This window comes from Micromonospora sonchi, assembly GCF_014646235.1.
Lineage (GTDB): Bacteria > Actinomycetota > Actinomycetes > Mycobacteriales > Micromonosporaceae > Micromonospora > Micromonospora sonchi.
Genome location: NZ_BMNB01000022.1, coordinates 69,787 through 87,893 on the forward strand (window position 1 = coordinate 69,787; position 18,107 = coordinate 87,893).

The window sequence follows — 18,107 nt, forward strand, 5'->3', positions numbered from 1 at the left end:
AACCTACCGTCCGGTGCGGGCACGATTCCGCGATCGTGATGATCACCACGGGTGATGTCACGGTGATGCCGGCCGGCAGCGCCACACGATGGGCTGGATCTTTCCCGTCGCATCGTCGGACTGTCCGGCGATGGTGCGCCCGTCATCGCTCAACGTGCTCGGGATGGTGGCGAGCCCGCCCGGCGGGGGGTCGGCGAGGTCCGGCAGGACCACGATGGCGGTGTCGGTGAGGAGTACGGCCCGCCCCTGCCGGTCCGTGCCGACCTGCCAGCCGTGCGCGTTTGTCGCGTCGGCGCCGAAGCCCAGATCGTCGAAGACGCGCACCTCGCGGTTGCGGATGTTCCACCGGACCGCCCGCGTCGCGGCTGCCCGGTCGGCGTCGCCCGGACTTCCCGCCCCTCGGGTCTTCGTGTCGCGGCTGGCCACGCCGATCGCCCAGCCGTTGTGGACACCGGCGACGCTCGCGGTCGCGGCCTGGACACCGTCGATGGTCGGCATCGGAAGCGGGCGGTGGGTGCCGTCGGCGAACCAGACGTACGGCACGGTCGGGGCGACACCCGACGCGGACGCTGTGCTTTGCCCGCTGACGGTCATGGTGCCCACGACCGTGCCGTCCTCGTCGATGTCGTTGGCCGAGGCCCTCGACGCGCCGGCGGGCAGCGGCAGCCGGATCGGCTGCGCGGTCGCCGACGGCCAGACCAGCGCGGCGTCGCCGTTGTCGTCGCCCGCGATGGCTCCGGCGTTGTTGATCGCGTACGCCGATCCACGTCGTACGCCGGGCAGCTTCGACACCTTGCCGTCGTGGTAGACGTACGGGACCGGGCCGGTGTCCGCCTCGCCGTTACCCGTGTAGCTCCAGCCGACCGCGGTACCCGTCGAGTTGACGTCCTGCAGCGACTCCTCCAGGTCGCCGGGGAGCATCACCTTGGCGGCCTTGCCGTCGTGCCAGATGACCGCCTGGTAGCCGCCGGCCTTCGGGTACGAGCGTCCGACGAGGTACCGGCCGGTGGGATCGGCGCCGGAGACCAGGGCTGCCGGGGCGTTGTCCGGCACGGGTAACCGGTCGAGGGTGCACCTGGCGGGCGGGATCGACGGCGGCACGCTCCAGTCGGTGGTGCCGGGAATCGTGTACTGCGGCTGCGCCGGGGTGGAGACGGCGGTGGGTGCGGTACCGGTCGCTGCGACCTGCGTCGGCCGCTGATCGAGCACCCCTGTCGCGACCGCCGCGCCGGCGACGGCGAGCGCCGTCACCGCCGCGGCGCCGGTGTACGCGATGCCACGGCGGGCGCGGCGACGCCGACCGTCGGCGATCGCGCGCTGGATGTCCACCCTGGAGGGACCGCGTGGCTCGTCGTCGAGCGAGTTCAGCAGGTCATGTTCGTTCAGTAGGTCACGTTCGTTCGGCATGTCGACTCCTCAGTTCATGGCGGGATGACGTACGAACCCCCGCTCGTCGAGCAGGCGTCGCAGCGTCGCCAACCCGCGGGAGGTCTGGCTCTTCACCGTGCCGGCCGAGCAGCCGAGGATTGTGGCCACCTCGTCGACCGGCAGGTCGTAGCAGAACCGCAGCACCAGCACGGCCCGCTGCCGGCGGGGCACCCGGGCCAGCTCCGCCCGGATGATCTGGCGGTCCTCGATGCCGTGTTCCTCGATCGGATCGGGATCCGGCACCTTGTGGAACAGCTGGACACGTGCCCACGCCAGCCGCCGCTCGTCCAGGTGCGTGCGCACCAGCATGGTCCGGACGTACGCGTCGAGATGGTCGGCCGCCCGCGCCCGCTTCCACTTCACGTACAGGGTGGTGATGGTCTGCTGCACCAGGTCGTCGGCGCGGTGCTCGTCTCCGACCAGGAGATACGCCAGTCGTCGCAGCGCGGGAATCCGCCCCGTGACGTAGTCGACGTACTCCCGCTCCGAGGCATCCCGCATCGTCTGTTCCCCTCCGTTGGGTCATCCACCCTCAGACGGGCGCGGGCGACCGAGCGGTTGTCCGGTCCACCGATTTCGCTCTGCGTGATCTTCCTTATTCGTTCGGTCAGGCAACCCCGCGACCGTCCGAGCCCCTCTAAGGGGCATGAATCTCTCGATGGATGCAGGGTGGCTGCGCAGACGCAGACGCCAACTGCTGGTCGGACCACCCGCCGTGGGAGTGCTGCTGGCGGCGCTCGGGCTGGCCGTTCCCGGCATCGCGGACGCGGGCCAGGGCGGTACGGGGGGCACGCCGCCCGTGGCCGCCCCGGCGTCGCTGCTGCCCGCCGGGCGGACGTACACGGTGACGCTGTTGACCGGGGATGTGGTGACCGTCCGGGGCACGTCGTCGGGCTGTCCCACGGTGAGCGTGCGCCCGGCCGAGCCGAGCGGCGTGATGAACCGCAGCTGCGGCCCGGACGGGCACGTGCGGGTGGTGCCGGCGCGGGTCGCCCCGCTGCTCGACACGGTGCTGGACCCGGCGTTGTTCGACGTGACCACGTTGATCCTCAATGGCTACGACGACGCCCGCACCACGGATCTGCCGCTCATCGTCCGGCCTGGCGGGCAGGCCCGCCAGGCAAAGACCGACCCCCTCGTCACCGGCCTGGCCGATCTCCGGGAGCTGCCGAGCATCGCGGCGGTCTCGGGCCGGCGCTCGAAGGCGGCGAGCGCGACGTTCGTCCGGTCGCTCACCAGCCGCCCGACGACGCTCCGCTCGTCCGGCTCGGCACCGAAGGTGTGGCTGGACCGGCGGGTACGGGCGACCCTCGCCCCCACGACCGCGACGACCCCTGTGACCGGGAGCGCGACCGGCACCGGGGGCGGGCGGTGGGACCATAACCTGCGCCAGGTCGCCGCGCCGCAGGCGTGGAACGCCGGCTACACCGGCAAGGGCATCCGCGTCGCGGTGCTGGACACCGGGATCGACGCCACCCACCCCGACCTCGCCGGGCAGATCGCGGCGAAGAAGGACTTCACGGCCGACGACGGCGACGCCGGCGATCACCACGGCCACGGCACCCATGTGGCGGCCACGATCGCGGGCACCGGTGCCGCCTCGAACGGCACCCGGCGCGGCGTGGCGCCCGACGCCCGTCTCGTCGTCGGCAAGGTCCTCGACGAGCACGGCGAAGGCACCGACTCACAGGTGATCGCCGGTATGGAGTGGGCCGCGAGCCGGGCCGACGTGGTGAACATGAGCCTCGGCGGCTGGGAGTCCAGCGACGGCAGCGACCCGATGTCGCTCGCGCTCGACGCACTGTCCACGCAGACCGGGGCGCTCTTCGTGGTCGCGGCCGGCAACTCCGGACCGCTCTACGGCACGGTCTCCGCACCGGCCGCCGCCGCCAGCGCGCTCACCGTGGGCGCGGTGGACGGCGACGACGTACTCGCCGACTTCTCCAGCCGGGGACCGCTGGTCAACACCGGTGCCGCCAAGCCGGAACTGGTCGCGCCGGGCGTGGACATCGTCGCGGCCCGGGCCGCCGGGACCACCCTGGGCCGGGTGCTCGACGCGCGGTACGTGTTCGCCTCCGGCACGTCGATGGCCGCCCCGCACGTCGCCGGTGCCGCCGCCGTCCTGGCCCAGCGCCACCCCCGGTGGAACGGCGAGCGGCTCAAGGCCGCACTGACCGGCGCGGCCGACCCGATCGCCGGCGGCGACACGTACACCAGCGGCAGCGGGCGGCTCGACGTGGCCCGGCCGCTGTCCGGCGTGGTGAGCGCCGAGCCGGTGGTCAACCTCGGCATTTTCGACCACCCGCAGTCGGGCACGACCGACGCGAGGCTGACGTGGGTCAACACCGGGACCGGCCCGGCCGCGGTCGACCTCGCCGTGACGGTGACCGGCCACGACGGTGTCGCCGCGCCGGCCGGCGCCGCCACCCTCTCCGCCCCTCGGGTGAAGCTCGCGGCGGGGGCGAGCGGCGGCGTCACGCTGCGCGTCGACCGCGCCGCGTTCGCGACCCGTCCCGGCCGCTACACCGCCCTGGTCACGGCCCGCGTCGGCGGCCGGGTGGCATCGCGTACGCCGGTGACGTTCCACGTGGAGGCACCCAGCCACGATCTCACCGTCACCACGACCGCGATTCCCGGGGCTCCGGACGAGGCATCGGCATGGTCCTCAGTGACGGTGGTCAACCTCGACGACCCGGCCCGGTACGCCCAGGTCGACAGCGTTGAAGCCGGTGAGACGTTGACCTTCCGGGTGCCCGCCGGCCGGTACAGCGTCATGGCGAGCTTCATGTCCTGGGCGGACGAGGACGAGCGGGCGGTCCTGGCCGGCGATCCGGACCTGACGGTCACCGGCGACACGTCGCTGCGACTCGACCTGACCCAGGCCCGCCCGCTCACGGCGAGCGTGGACGGCGTCGCCACCGAGGCCGTCTCGCTCGGCCTGACCTACATCCAGCAACCCCGGCCCGACTTCGGCTGGTACGACTTCGCCTTCGCCTGGGGCGACGCGGCCAGGGCGGGGAACGTGTCGGCGGTGCCGAACGACGGGACCGGCATCGGCACCTTCGACGCGTACGGCACCTTCGGCCTGGTCGCGCCCGGCAGCGGGCAGAGCCCCTACCTCTACGACCTGATCCGCCGGTCCGACCGCATCCCGGACGATCCCGGGTACCGGGTCACCTCGGCCGAGCACGCCACCCTGGCCCGGATCGACCAGCGCTTCCACACGCTGGACCGCCCGGACTCGGCCACCGCCCACAAGCGGTACGGGTTCAGCCCGGAGGGCGTCTTCATCGCCGAGACCTACACCGAGTCGCTCTCCGGCGACCGCGTCGACTACGTGTCGCCCGGCGTCGACTGGCTGGACGAGGCGTTCTGGGACGGGATCGTTACCCAGGAGGGGACGCGTCGGTACGCCCCGGGCAGCCGGCAGGAGAAGGCGTGGGTGCGCCAGCCGCTGCGCTCCGACTGGTACGACGACCCGGCGATCTCCCCGAGCGCCTGCGCGCCCCGCCCGCCGAGCCGCACCAGCGGCAACCTGCACATCGAGGTCGTCACGCTGACCGACCAGCACGGGCGGTTCGACTGCCTCGCCGACGGGTGGGACCTTGACATTTCGCGGACGCTCACCCTCCAGCGTGACGGGCGGACCGTGGGTCGGGTCGACGGCTCGATCGCCGACTTCCCGGTGCCGCAGCGGGCCGACGACTACCGGCTGACCTACGACATCGACGCCAGCGCCGCCCTGCCGGTCTCCCGTCGGGTCAGCACTTCCTGGACGTTCCGGTCCAGCGGGCCGACCGGCACCCGCAGCGTCCCGTTGCCGCTGCTGTCGGTGGACTACGACCTGCCGCTGGACAGGGCGAACCGCCCCATCGCCTCCGGTACGGCGACCTTCGCCGTCCGTCAGGCACACGGCGTGCCGACCCAACCCATCACCTCCTTCGCGCTCGCTGTCTCCCTCGACGGGGGTGCCACCTGGCAGCCCGTACGGGTCAACCGGTCAGGCGACGGCACGTACGCTGCCCGGCTGCCGCACCCCGCCGCCGGCCAGACGGTGTCGTTGCGGGTGACCGCGAAGGGCAAGGCCGGTAGCGGCATCGAGCAGACCATCCTCGACGCCTACCGGGCCGGATAGCCCTGGCCGCCCGGGTGGCCTGATTGCGTGGTCGGCCACCCTGTCGCGCGGTCGTCCGCGGCGCGCCGTAACCGGCGCACCGCGGACGGCTGGTCTCTCCGTCGGCGGGCTGGTGCCTGGGCACCGGCCCGCCGAGCGGTCAGGTTCGTCTGCCGTGTGTTGGGGTCAGCTTCCGGTGCAGGTGGCGGTGGCTCCGCTGCCGTTTCCGGTGCCCTGGAACCCGAAACTGGTGCTCTGGCCCGCGGCCAGTCGCCCGTTGTAGCTCTGGTTCGACACGGTGATGGTGCCGCTGGCGCCGCTGTTGATGCCGTTCCACAGCGAGGTGACCGACGCCCCGCTGGGCAGGTTGAGGGTGACCCGCCAGCCGGTGAGCGCGCTGGATCCCGCGGTGACGTTGACGTTGGCGACGAATCCACCGTTCCACTGGTCCTGCACCGAATAGACCGCGGTGCAGGTGCGGGTCCCACCGGGCGGCGGGGTGGTGGGGGGTGGGGTGGTGGGTGGCGGGGTGGTCGGCGGGGGAGTGGTGGGGGGTGGGGTGGTCGGCGGGGGACCATCGAGCGTCAGGTTCTTCTGCTGGACGGTCCATTGGCTGCGGCACAGACCACAGTTGGCCCCGACGAAGTTGGCGCCGGCGGTGGTGTCGCCCTTCAGGCGCCACTTGAGGTAGAGCACTGCCACGCGGCCGAACTCGCCGCCGTTGGGCTGGTCGTAGGTGCCGCCATGCCCGACGTTCAGGTTGCCCATGAAGGCGGGCAGCCCGGCCGGCAGCTTGCCCCAATCGTCCATGGCGTTCGGGTAGGCGATGTCGCTGGGCCCGCCGATGAAGTACGCGATCGGCTTGGTCAGTCTCCTGAGCTGGTAGTCGTCGGCGTCGTTCAACAGGCCGCTGCTGAAGATGCCGGTCGTGGTGATGCGCGGGTCGTTGGAGACGGCGTAGGCCTCCAGACCTCCGCAGGAGAAGCCCGCGGCAGCAATCCTGGTCGTGTCGAGCTTGTTGTAGTACTTGCTGCCCTGCCGGGAGTTCTCCGCGACGGCCCAGTCGATGGACTGGGTGAGCATCTGGGAGGTGGTGGAGCCGGATCCGTTCGGGGCTCCGTTGGCGATGGCGAGGAAGCCGTGGGAGGCGATCTCGCGGAGGAAATTGCCCTGCGAGAGGCCGTTGGCCGAGCAGCCGCCGTTGCCCCACACGAAGATGGGGAGGCGTTCGGACGGGAGCGTCTGGGGCCGGAAGATGGTGTGATTGGCCAGGCTGGCCGAGGTCTCGTAGTCGGCGGGATAAGGACCGGAACCGCCGATCGCGGCACCGGCCGGTGTCACGCCGACCGCCATGATCACGGCGGTGGCCGGGACGATAAGGGCCGCCAGCCCCGCGCAAAGCTTCGATGTCCTTCTCATGCACCCCTCCAGCGGATGTCGCGACGGCACTCCCTGCGGTGGCGGTGGCGGCAGGCGACCCGATGGGAGCTGTGTGCAGTTACTATCACTGCCGTAGCGAAAAGTGTCAATGCGTTGCCCGGCTGGCGGACCAGGACGCCGTCAGCCGGTGCAGGGTGGGCCGGCGTGCTTTCCGCCGGTCGGCTCCGGTCGTACCGGATCCCGCGAGGCCTGGAAGTGTGTGATCCACGAGGCGGCGTCCGGCCAGTGCGGGGTCGCCACCTCAACGAAACGCGTCTGCGCGAGCGAGCCGAGCGCGGAGTGGATATCCAGGAAGGTGTCTCTGGCCTGCTGACGCGGCCAGGGCTGCGGCAGCAGATGGTGGGGCAGATCCGGGTCGATGTCCGGGAACTTCCGCCAGGAATCCATGGCGGAGGTTCGGGCCACCAGCGCCCTGGCCGCGTCCACCTCCCCGTTGCGGGCGGCCACCCGCAGCTCCGCGTACTGCTTTATGAACGTCGAGTAGGCAGCAGCGAGAGCGGTCAGGTCGTACGCGGCGGCCGGGCCGTGGGGGCCTGACTCCTCGTCGAACCGGACGTGCATGACCGACCACCGAGCACCCTCGACATGGCGCAGCAACTCGCTCAGCGCCGCCTTTACCGGCGCGGCGTCGGATCCCGGCCGGATCCACACGCTGTCGTACAGGCCCACGAAGCTCAGCGCGCTCAACGACCTGCGTACCGCATGACGGGACGCCTGGCCGGAGCTCGGCATCGAGAAGGACGCCATCACCCATTCACCGGTCCATTCCGGCGGATGGGCGCCGAAGTTCAGAAAGTGCTGCATCCGGGAGCGATGCCTGGCGATCGCCTGAGGCGTGAGGTGATAGACCGGCGGTCGTCCGTTCCCCCGCCTCGCGATGAGACCACGCTTGATCAGCCGGGACAACGCGGCACGGGCACTGGGCTCGCTGACCCCGAACTCACGCAGAATCGCGATGACCGCCATCGACGGCAGATCGGCATCCGAGGAGTCGAGATACTCGCCGAGCAGGGTCGTCAGCAGATGTTGCGGACTGGACCCGACCTGGGCCCGGGGAACTCGGACGTCGTCGGCGGGTTCATGGACGTTCACCTCACCAGATTGCCTCACCACCTGGCGCACGGGCGTTCTGGGGCGGATGGTGGACTACGGTGTGTGCGGCATGGCCGTTCGAGGAGTCCGTTACCTTTCAGTACGCTCCAGTGAGCACGTGATCGGTAGTCCTACCTTGCGGTGGGACGGTCCCGGTCTGATCGGCGGTCGCCGTGCCGGGTTGACGCTTCGTAGCCACCTGCCTGCCGGGGCGGGTCTTATGGTCGGCTCCACGTCCGGTCACCGGGCCACTCCCGGCGGTGTCCATCTCGGTCGCGAGTGCGACGAGGTTGCGTGCGGCGTTGATGTCGCGGTCGAGGTTCATGCCGCAGGTGGTGCAGGTGTAGGTGCGTTCGGACAGGGCGAGTTTGGTTTTCACCGCGCCGCAGCCTGAGCAGGTTTTCGATGACGGGTACCAGCGGTCGGCTATGAGGAGTCGGCCGCCGTTCCATTGCGTTTTGTACGCCAGTTGGCGGCGTAGCTCGCCGAAGCTGGCGTCGGTGATGTGTCGGGCCAGTCTGCGGTTGCGCAGCATCCCGGCGACGTTCAGGTCTTCGACCACGATCGTGGCGTGCTCGCGGGTGAGGCGGGTGGTGAGTTTGTGTAGGCCGTCACGACGCAGATTGCTCACGCGGGCATGCGCGCGGGTCAGGCGCAGGGATGCGCGTCGCCAGCGGTTCGATGGACGTTGCCGGGTACGCCGGTCGGGGCCGGTCTTGCGGGACAGTGCCCGTCCGAGACGCCGCAGCCGGGTCTTCGCGGCGTCAAGGTGGCGTGGGTTGTCGACCAGTTCACCGGTGGACAGCACCGCCAGGTGCGTGATGCCGACGTCCACTCCCACCACCGACGTGGGGCGGGCGGGTCGGCGTTCGGCGCGGTCAACCTCGACGCAGAACGCCACATGCCACCGGCCGCCGTCACGACGCACTGTGGCGGACATGATCCGGGCGGTGCCGTTGTCGAGGCGGCGTGCCAGCTTGCGCGCCGATTCGTGGAGCTTCAACCGGCCCAGCCGGGGCAGCACCACATGCTTACGGTCCGGCTCCACCCGGATCGTTCCGGTGGTGAACCGCACACTCGGCACGCTACGCCGGCGGGACTTGAACCGAGGAAACCCGACCGGCCGGCCAGCCCGTTTCCCGGTGCGGGAGTCGGACCAGTTCTTCAGTGCGCGGGCGAGAGCATCCAGGCCGGTGTTGAACGCCTCCTTTGAGCACTCCCGCCACCACGGCGCGACCTGCTCCTTGTGGGCGTTCCACGCCTTACGCAGCGCGGGCAGCGACCAGCCGATCGCGGGCGTCAGATCGGCCTCGGCGACCCCGTAGGTGCGTTCGGCCGCACGCTGGTTCATCACCGCCACCACCCGGGCCAGCGCCCAGTTATGCGCAACCCGAGCCGCCCCGGCATGGGCCAACACCGCCCGCTCCTGCGCCGGCGTGAGGTCCAACGCGTACCGATACGCCTGAATCGCCTTCACGCCGCGTCATCCCCGCAGGCGACCTCAACCGCCGGACGAGCGCGGTCCGCAGCGGCACGTCGGCCGTACCGGCGGGCACACAACGACGTCAACGTCTCGGTCACGTCCCGCACAAGGTCGTTATCGACCCCGGCAGGATCGACCACCAGCAGCCGACGACCCTGCGCGGACAACGCGGCCTCAACATACTCGGCACCGAAACAGGCGAACCGATCGCGATGCTCGACCACGATCGTGCCCACCGCCGGATCGCATAACAGGGCGAGGAACTTCTCACGGTGCCCGTTGAACGCGGACCCGACCTCGGTCGAGCAGGCTAGCGGCTCTCCGACCATGATGAGCCGCCCGGGAGGATACGTGGGAACGGGAAGCTTCCCAGCCGCGTACTGCCGCCGCGCGGTCACATACGCGACGCCCTGAGAAGCCGCCCATTCCTTCAAGTTCACCCGACCACCCTGCACCCCACAGAGCGCTAAACAACGCTGACACGCCAGCAGCAGACACCCCTCGTACGCCCCGCAAGCCCCGCCCATGACCCGGGCGTCATCCATGCTCGCGCCGTCCACCCCTGCCGCAGGGGAAGGGCGTCCCGGCGGCCGTTGACACGGCCGTCGGGACGCCCTCATGACGGTTCAGTTGTCGGAGAACCGCCAGAGTGAGTTCGCAATAAATTGATTTCTGTTGGCGAAGTAGCCGCCAGCAACCCATTTGGTACCCGACTCGGTCCAGTTGAAGTTGCACTTGGCCCAGGTGCCGTATCCATAGGGGTTGCGGCAGAACCGGTTCCGGATGTCGCCGTTTCCGCCACTGATCTCCGCGACCGCCGCGTGCCCGTCGGCTTGGCCGTCCCTGACGTAGACGTAGTCACCGTCGTACTTGACGCAGACCTGCGTGTAGTGCGACGTGGCGTTCGCCGTCATGCACTGGCCTTCCACCAGTCCGGCTTGGACACCGGTCTGGCAACTTGCGTAGCTGACCTCGCAGATGTTGGCGTAATTCTCGCTGGCCATGGCCGGCGACGGCGCGGCAAGCACCACGACCGCTGCTGTCAGGAGAGCGAGGACACCGCCGACCGCGCGCCGAGATCGCGAAAGCCCCTGCAGGAATGTCGTCATGTGTTTCAAGAACTGCATCCTTTCCTATTTTTCAGCATTGGCATCTGCCGCTGGCGTCAGCAGCCCTGGGTGAGGCTGTCCACGATGTAGACCTTGAAGTCCCACACGATCCAACCCTTCGCCGAAACGCATTTGTTGGCGGTGCCGGTGACGCCGACCGGTCCGGCGTAGTAGGAGTAGGAGCCCTCGTCCGGGTTGGAGAGCACATCGAAGTCACAGGTGCGGCCCTCGCCCGAGCGCTGGGCGCAGCGCGCGATGTGGACGCCGGTCAGCGCCGACTTCCCGTAGGAGACGCCGCGGTGGTAGAAGCAGGCGCTGTTGGTGCCACCGTTGCTGGAGTTGTAGTAGATGATCAGCTCTCCGATGGGACTGCCGCTGCGCGAGACCGTCTTGCTGTACGTGACGGTGCCCGAGCAGGAGGTCGCAGCCTGCGCGGGTGCGGCGGCGATCAGCCCCGTGGCGGCCAGGGTGACCAGGCCGACGGCCAGCACGCCGGCACGACGGAGGGTACGACGAATCATTCAGCACTCCCTGGGTCAGACGTCCGATCTGGACCGGGGGACCGTATCGGCGAGGGGTGAAAGAGCACTGAAATGCCGCTGATGGCGGTATCCGTGACCGGACCGTCGCTTGCCGGCGATCATGCCGACGCCCACCGGATCGGACCGTCGTCTCTGGACAGTAAGCTGCGCGGGAACCTGCACGGGGGCGGTGAGTGGTGGACGGTGTCGAGTTCCGGATGCTGGGACCGGTCGGTGTGTGGCACCACGGCGAGCGGCTGTGTCCGACAAATGCCCAGCAACGCACGATCCTGGCGATGCTCCTGTTGACCCCGGCCCACGTCGTCACCCTCGCCCAGCTGGTCACCGCCCTGTGGGGCGACTGCCCGCCGGCGTCGGCGCGCAATGCCATTCAGGGGCACGTGTCCCGGCTCCGCCGGCTCCTCGACGGAATCCCGGGGGCCGAGCTGGTGACGGCGGGGCCGGGCTACCGGCTGAACGTGCCGCCTGAGTCGGTGGACGTGCACCGGTTCCGACGACTGGTGGAGCGGGCACAGGCCGCTGAGGTTCCGCTCGACGAGCTGCTGCGTACCGCCGTGGATTTGTGGCGTGGTCCCGCCTTCGCCGACGTCGCCGGTGAGTGGCTGGCGGCGACCGCCGGGCCGGCGCTCGAGCAGGAGCGGCTCGCCGCCGTCGAGGAGCTGTCCCGGGCCGAGCTGAGCGCGGGGCATACCGGCGCCGCCATCGGCCGGCTGGCCGGTGTGGTCGCCGAGCATCCGACGCGGGAGAACGCGGTCGCGCTGCTGATGACCGGGCTGCACCGCGCGGGCCGGCGCACCGAGGCCCTGGACGTGTTCCGGGCGGCCCGGCTCCGGCTGACCCGGGATCTCGGCATCGAGCCGAGCGACGAGCTGCAGCGGATCCACCGCGCGGTACTGACGGACCATGCTCCTCCTGCGGCGCCGCCCGCCCCGACCGGTCCCCGTGCCCGTCAGCTGCCCGCCGACGTGCCGTACTTCACCGGCCGTACCGCCGAGCTTGCCGCGCTCGACGGGTTGCTCAGGTGGCGGCACGCCGGTGTCGCGGTCGCCGTGGTCAGTGGCGCCCCGGGGGCGGGCAAGACGGCGCTCACCGTGCACTGGGCCCACCGGGTCGCCGACCGCTTCCCGGACGGGCAGCTGTTCGTGAACCTGCGCGGCTTCGACACCACGGGCGCCGCCATGGACCCGGCCGACGCGCTACGCCGGCTGTTGGCCGGGCTGGGCGTGCCGGCGAGCCAACTTCCGGCGGCGCTGGACGAGCAGTCGGCCCTCTTCCGTACGGTGGTCGCGCAGCGCCGAGTCCTGATCGTGCTGGACAACGCGCGGGACGCCGCACAGATCCGCCCGCTGTTGCCCGGAGCTTCGGGGAGCCTCGTCGTGGTGAACAGCCGCGACCAGCTGACCGGACTGGTGGCCGGACATGGTGCGACCCCGCTCGCGCTCGGCCGCCCGTCCGCGTCGGAGGCGCGGGAATTCCTGGCCAAGCGGCTCGGCAGTGAGCGGGTCGCCCGCGAACCGCAGGCGAGCGCGGACATCGTCGAATCGTGTGGCCGACTGCCGCTGGCGCTGGCCGTGGTCGCCGCGCGCGCCGTCACCAATCCCCGGCTGCCGCTGGCGGCGCTCGCGGCCGAGTTGCGGGAGAGCCGCGACCGCCTCGACGCCCTGGCCAACGGTGACTCCGCCACCGACGTGCGGACCGTGTTCTCCTGGTCCTACCGGGCACTCGGTGCGGAGGCCGCCCGGGTGTTCCGGCGGCTCGGCCTGCATGTCGGTCCCGACCTCGGCCTGTCCGCGGCGGCCAACCTCACGGGGCTGCCCGTGGCGCGGACGCGGGCACTCATCGGTGAGCTGATCCGGGCACACCTGATCGAGGAACCTGTTCCGGGCCGCTACGTGTTCCACGACCTGCTCCGGGCGTACGCGGAGGAACTGGCACGGGACGTCGAGTCGGCGGCGGACCGCCACCGAACGCTGCGCCGGCTTCTCGACCACTACCTGCACAGCGCCCGGCTCGCCGACGCGCTCGTGGAGCCGCACCGGGCGCCGATCCGGTTCGAGGCGTGCGCCGACGAGGTGCACGTCGACGAGCCGACGGACCGGAAGGAGGCTCAGGCGTGGTTCACCACCGAGCGCGCGGTCGTGCTGGCCGCGGTCGACCGGGCCGCGGCTGAGGGCTTCGCCGCGCACGCCTGGCAGCTGGCCTGGGCGATCAAACCGTGGCTGAGCCGGCAGTGGCACCGCCACGACCAGGTGCGGGCGCAGCGGACCGCGGTGGCGATGGCGACGAAGGCCGGGGACACCGCGGCGCAGGCGGTGGCACACCGGTATCTGGCCGATGGCTTCGACCGGCTCGGCCAGCACGGCGACGCCGAAGTCGACTACCAGCGGGCGCTCGACCTGTACCGGACCGTCGAGGACCGGATCGGGCAGGCACACGTCGAACTGGACGTCGCCCGGATGCTCGACCGGCAGCAGCGCCACCGGGACGCGGTGCACCACCTGGAACGCGCCCTGGTCCTGTTCCGCGCGGAGGGCCACGGCGTCGGAGAGGCCCGCACCCTCGCCGCGCTGGGTTGGGAACACGCCCAACTCGGCCAGTACGACGAGGCGCTGGAGCACTGCCGGGCCGCGCTGGCGCTGCTCCAGGCGAGTGCGGACCGCCACGGCGAGGCAGCCGGCTGGGACAGCGTGGCCTACATCCACCATCAGCGCGGCGAGTACCCGCTCGCCATCCAGTGCTACGAGCGCAGCCTCGAGATGTTGCAGGAGTGCGGCGACCGGATGGGCTCGGCGCGTTCCCTGATCTGCCTCGGGGAGAGCCGCCTCGCCGCCGGTGAGACGGCCGGGTGCCGGCGGGAGTGGCAGCGGGCGATGACCCTGCTGACCGACCTGGACGACGCTGCGGCCGCGGAGCTGACCGAACGGCTGCGCCTGCTGCCGGCCGCGCCGCCCGGTGCCGACCAGCGGCCCGGGCCGGGATGACCCAACGGGTCGATGTCCCGGTGGGGTGGTGCCGGGCTGCGGCACCACCCCACCGGCCCGTCAACCGAGCGTGAACCTGAAGAACCGGGGGCGGTAGATCCCCGGGTCCCGGTAGTGGTCCCCTTCGGGACTCACCCTCGTGTCCATGCTGTTCACGTTGTACGAGGCGACGAAGGTGTTACCCGAGCTCAGCGACGCGTGGACGTGCGCGTTGTAGGAGATGACGTTGGGGTTCCAGTAGCTGCCGTAGGGGCCCGGTTCGGGCATCCGGTAGACCTCGGTGCGGTGGTGGAACGGCCCGAACGGCGAGCACGACGTGTAGGCCATGATCCGGCCGCTGAACGCCTCCGTGCTGTCCTGGCTGAGCAGCAGGTACTGGCCGTTCCACGGGGTCACGCTGTACTCGTTCGCGATGCCGGTGAGCATGTTGCGCGCGTTCTGCTCCCGGAACGTCCAGCCCCACGGCGTGTAGTACTGCCAGGTACCGGAGGCGAGGTCGCTGCCCTGCACCCGGGCGATCCGCATCTGCTTGTGCGTCGGCGAGTCGTCGACGCCGTAGATGTAGGTGTAGCCGTCACCGCTGCGGCTCGCCGGCAGCAGCGCCGAACCCCACGCCACCCCACTGGCCGAGGGCAGGTCGCGGACCCGGACCGGGGCGTGCAGGTTGCTCAGGTCGAAGTCCGCCACGACGTTGCGGTTGAACCGGAAGTCCCACCCGCCGGGACCGAACTTCAGGTACTCCTGGAACACCACCTGGAGTTGGCCACCGGAAAGGTGTCCGTCGCCGATCCAGTACCAGGTGGTGGTGGACGTCGGGCCCATGATGGGGCGGGGCGCCCCGGCCGTTCCGCCGTGATACGTGGTGAGGCTGTTGCCGTTCTGCACCACGAACGTGTTGTTCACCAGCGGCGCCGTCGTCGGCCGGGTGCCGTTGGAATTCAGCGGACCGAGCCAGGTGTCGGAGAACAGCCAGATGATGCGGCCGTCCGGCAACTTCACCGAGTAGGTCGAGTCGCCGCCGGTCCAGCCGTCGCGGGTGGTGGCCGCGTACGAGTTGAACGTCGACTCGGGGGCGACGTTCAACGTCCGGCTGGTGACGTTGGGGGCGCGCAGCGCGCAGCTCCGCTCCTTCAGCGGCAGCGTGGTCTCCATGTAGGTGTCGAACGTCTTGGGGGAGTCGTCCGCGTCCTGCGAGTGGATGTCCAGCTCGGTCCAGGTGGTCACCAGCGTGGCCACCATCGGGTAGGCGAAGTTCGACACGGTGATGAGCCCACCGGCGTCGGGGTACTTCACGGTCTCGATGGTCGGGTACTCGGCGAGGTTGCCGGGGCTGCCCTTGGGTGACCACACGATGATCGCGGAGCTGCGGTTCGGGTCCTTGGTGGTGTCCACCATCAGCGTCGAGCAGTAGCCGCAGTCCGGGTCGCCGGACTGTGCCTTGGCCCAGAAGTCGTGGTAGACAGCGCCGCCCTTGCGCAGGATGTCGTGGTATTCGGTGTGGGTACCGGCCGGGACGGTGTGCTTCTTGCGCGCCGGGCGGGCGTCACCCAGCCCGTCGTCGGCGGTCTCGCTGTAGCTGTACAGGAAGGTTCGCCACACGTTGTGGGCGTCCGGGTCCTGGTAGCCGTAGCGGCCCCAGACATCCGGTGGTGGTGCGGCGTTCGCTTTCGTCAGGCGGTAGTTGGCGATGTGGTAGTCCAGCAGCATGTACTTGAAGTTCATGCTGTAGCCCTCGACGGTTTTGCGGATCGCCTCGATCGGCAGGTGGTCGTGGTTCCGAACGTTCTCCCAGGTGCGCCGCACGAAGGCGCCGTCGGTCCGCTCGGTCAGGTACGCGGGCAGCAGGAACGAGCCGTACTGGGAGCCTTCACCGAGCCCACCCCACGAGTTCAGGGCCTGCCCGGGCTTGCGCAGCACGCGGGAGACGTTGCGGGCGTAGTCGTTGTGCTCGCTGAGCGGGCTCAACCCGCCGGTCCGGACGTAGGTCTGGTGGGCCGCCCACTCGGCGGTACTCTCCATCCACCAGTTCATCGAACCGAACTCTTTCCCGCCGACCAACTGCCACAGGAAGTCCAAGCTCACGCTCGACTTGTCCCAGTACTGGTACTGCATGACGTGGAACAGCTCGTGCCGCGGCATGTAGTCCCACCTGGTCTCGCTGGTCGGCACCAGGATCGTCGGCTGTTGGTTCAGGCCGAACGGCAGCACGAACGGGGCCGTGTTCGGCTGCCCGAGAATGCTGTTCACGCCGTACACGAGCACGTACGGCTTGTCCGCGCGCACCGGCAGGGGATATCCCATGGCCCGGTACTCGCTGACCGCCATCGACAGCGAGTTCAGCATGTACTGAACGGCCTTCGCCCGTCCGTTCGGGTTGTAATCCGCCGGGACACCGGGCTGGCCGCCACCGGCGACGTTGTACAGAATGAGGAACTCGCCGGCGCTGGCCCGGCACTTGTAGGTGACGCCGATGTATTCGTAGTCCTCGGCCGCACAGTCGTCGTACCCGGCCGCCGTGGCGGTTGGTGCGGCGAGCGTCGGGGTGACGGCGCGGGAGGTGGCCGGCGTCGCGCTGGCCGACAGCATCGACAGGTAGGTCAGGTACGTCGCCGGGTCCTCGATGGCGCCGGTGGGGCGCAGCCGCGCGGGCACCGAGGCCGGGGAGTCGACAGACATGGTGCCGTACCGCACGGCGTCGTCGAGCGACAGCTGGCCGCGATGGTACGCGCGGACGATCTTCTCGTGCGGCCCGAAGTCCGGCCGGTCCGCCTTCGGCCGCTTGGCCTTGGGGTCCGGCGCCACGGGCTGGTACGGCTTCGCTATCTGGGCCTTGTACCGGTCGGCGCCGGCCTCGGGTGCGGGCGTGGTCGGTGCCGGCCGGTCGCCGACTCGACGCGTGGTGTCGTCGGGTGGCACGGCCTGGGACGGGCTGCCGACCAGTACGGCGGCGGCCAGAGTGACCGCCGCCGTACCCATTGCCAGGATCTTTCTCACGCTGCTCCTTGCTGCCGGGTGGGGGAGACGGGCGTTGTGCTGGCATCCGGTGGTGCCGGACGGCGCGCCCGTCATAGGCCGACGGAACGTAACGCGCGCCGCTGATCGAGCACTGAAATCCCGCTGACCTCATGGAGCCATGGGTTCTCCGTTGATCATGAGGTTAACGGCAGTGCGGAGATCAACCACTGTCGCTAACCTCATGATCAACGCTGGAGCTTGATCGAGATCGAGGTGCTACCCCTCGAACCGCAGCATGAGCATCTCGTCCAGCGCCCGGCCGTAGGGCGTCGGGTCGATGTCGCCCTCGTGCACCAGGGCCAGATGGTCAGCCGGGATGTCCGGGGACACGCAGCAGTCGAGCCGGCTGCCGTTGGAGGAAATCAACAGCAGCCGAGTGGAGGCGACGCGCTGCGCCTCGTCCCAGTCGGGGAAGCCGTCCGGCATGCCGGCTCGCTCGGCGATGGTCTGCATGTGCCGCGGGTGCATCGGTCCGAACGTGTCCGGCTCCACGGACGTGAAGCCGGCATGGACCTGGCGTTGGAAGGTCCGCAGCGGTTCGGGGAAGTGCTGCCAGAACTGCGGTTCGACGAACCCGGCCGGGTCGAGGCCGAGCCAGGTCAGCAGTTCACCGAGCTCGTCCGTCGCGAGGTACACCAGGGCGAACTCGCCATCGGCCCGGCACGCCCGCACGTCGAAGAAGCTGGTCCGCAGCTCCGCCGAGAACTCGGGCAGCATCGCCAGCAGCGGCTCGTTCCACAGCGCCACTGCCAGCTCGAGTCGGGTCGCCGGGTCGCCGGCCGAGGCGATCGGCCGCCACTGCGCCGGCAGGCCGGGCAGGTCGTCCGGTCCGGCCAGCAGTTCGATGTCCAGTCCCGGCAGGGTGCCCGCGATCGCGGTGTGGTCGAACTGTGGCACTGCTCC

12 protein-coding genes are annotated in these 18,107 nt (G+C 70.3%); 2 read left to right on the top strand and 10 right to left on the bottom strand.

Annotation, left to right across the window (positions count from 1 at the left end; translation table 11 throughout):
* Positions 1 to 57 precede the first annotated feature (57 nt).
* Positions 58 to 1,407 carry a hypothetical protein gene (locus tag IEY61_RS21560; protein WP_189047162.1) on the bottom strand — a complete coding sequence of 450 codons (1,350 nt, stop codon included), beginning with the start codon at positions 1,405 to 1,407 and terminating at the stop codon, positions 58 to 60.
* A 9-nt stretch (positions 1,408 to 1,416) separates the two neighbouring features.
* A complete protein-coding gene (locus tag IEY61_RS21565; protein ID WP_189047164.1) occupies positions 1,417 to 1,929 on the bottom strand; it encodes a SigE family RNA polymerase sigma factor in 513 nt (170 codons plus the stop codon).
* Positions 1,930 to 2,086: 157 nt separating this feature from the next.
* Here IEY61_RS21565 and IEY61_RS21570 point away from each other — a divergent pair, with 157 nt between their 5' ends.
* Positions 2,087 to 5,563, top strand: a complete 3,477-nt coding sequence (locus tag IEY61_RS21570; protein ID WP_229706299.1) for a S8 family serine peptidase — start codon at positions 2,087 to 2,089, stop codon at positions 5,561 to 5,563.
* A gap of 165 nt (positions 5,564 to 5,728) precedes the next feature.
* Here IEY61_RS21570 and IEY61_RS21575 read toward each other — a convergent pair whose 3' ends face one another.
* From IEY61_RS21575 to IEY61_RS21600, 6 genes are all read right to left on the bottom strand, one after another.
* Positions 5,729 to 6,961 carry a cellulose binding domain-containing protein gene (locus IEY61_RS21575; RefSeq protein ID WP_189047166.1) on the bottom strand — a complete coding sequence of 411 codons (1,233 nt, stop codon included), beginning with the start codon at positions 6,959 to 6,961 and terminating at the stop codon, positions 5,729 to 5,731.
* Between the two features lie 141 nt (positions 6,962 to 7,102).
* Positions 7,103 to 8,074, bottom strand: a complete 972-nt coding sequence (locus tag IEY61_RS21580) for a PaaX family transcriptional regulator (protein WP_189047168.1) — start codon at positions 8,072 to 8,074, stop codon at positions 7,103 to 7,105.
* 97 nt (positions 8,075 to 8,171) lie between these two features.
* A complete protein-coding gene (tnpB, locus tag IEY61_RS21585) occupies positions 8,172 to 9,551 on the bottom strand; it encodes an IS607 family element RNA-guided endonuclease TnpB (RefSeq protein ID WP_189047170.1) in 1,380 nt (459 codons plus the stop codon).
* Positions 9,548 to 9,997 (bottom strand): recombinase family protein, encoded by a 450-nt coding sequence (locus IEY61_RS21590; RefSeq protein ID WP_189047172.1) that lies wholly within the window; start codon positions 9,995 to 9,997, stop codon positions 9,548 to 9,550. Before IEY61_RS21590 ends, tnpB begins: the two co-directional genes overlap by 4 nt.
* Positions 9,998 to 10,183: 186 nt before the next feature.
* Complete coding sequence (locus IEY61_RS21595; protein WP_189047174.1) at positions 10,184 to 10,684, bottom strand: hypothetical protein; 501 nt, start codon at positions 10,682 to 10,684, stop codon at positions 10,184 to 10,186.
* A gap of 38 nt (positions 10,685 to 10,722) precedes the next feature.
* Positions 10,723 to 11,187, bottom strand: coding sequence for a hypothetical protein (locus IEY61_RS21600; protein WP_229706301.1), 465 nt, complete (start codon positions 11,185 to 11,187; stop codon positions 10,723 to 10,725).
* 218 nt (positions 11,188 to 11,405) lie between these two features.
* Here IEY61_RS21600 and IEY61_RS21605 point away from each other — a divergent pair, with 218 nt between their 5' ends.
* Positions 11,406 to 14,189, top strand: coding sequence for an AfsR/SARP family transcriptional regulator (locus IEY61_RS21605; protein ID WP_268240678.1), 2,784 nt, complete (start codon positions 11,406 to 11,408; stop codon positions 14,187 to 14,189).
* Positions 14,190 to 14,249: 60 nt separating this feature from the next.
* On the opposite strand, the gene IEY61_RS21610 is transcribed toward IEY61_RS21605, so the two are convergent.
* On the bottom strand, positions 14,250 to 17,183 hold the full coding sequence (locus IEY61_RS21610) for a DUF5005 domain-containing protein (protein ID WP_189047177.1): 2,934 nt from the start codon (positions 17,181 to 17,183) through the stop codon (positions 14,250 to 14,252).
* Between the two features lie 237 nt (positions 17,184 to 17,420).
* Positions 17,421 to 18,101: a hypothetical protein gene (locus IEY61_RS21615; RefSeq protein ID WP_189047179.1), complete on the bottom strand. Its 681-nt coding sequence runs from the start codon at positions 18,099 to 18,101 to the stop codon at positions 17,421 to 17,423.
* Between the last annotated feature and the right edge of the window lie 6 nt (positions 18,102 to 18,107).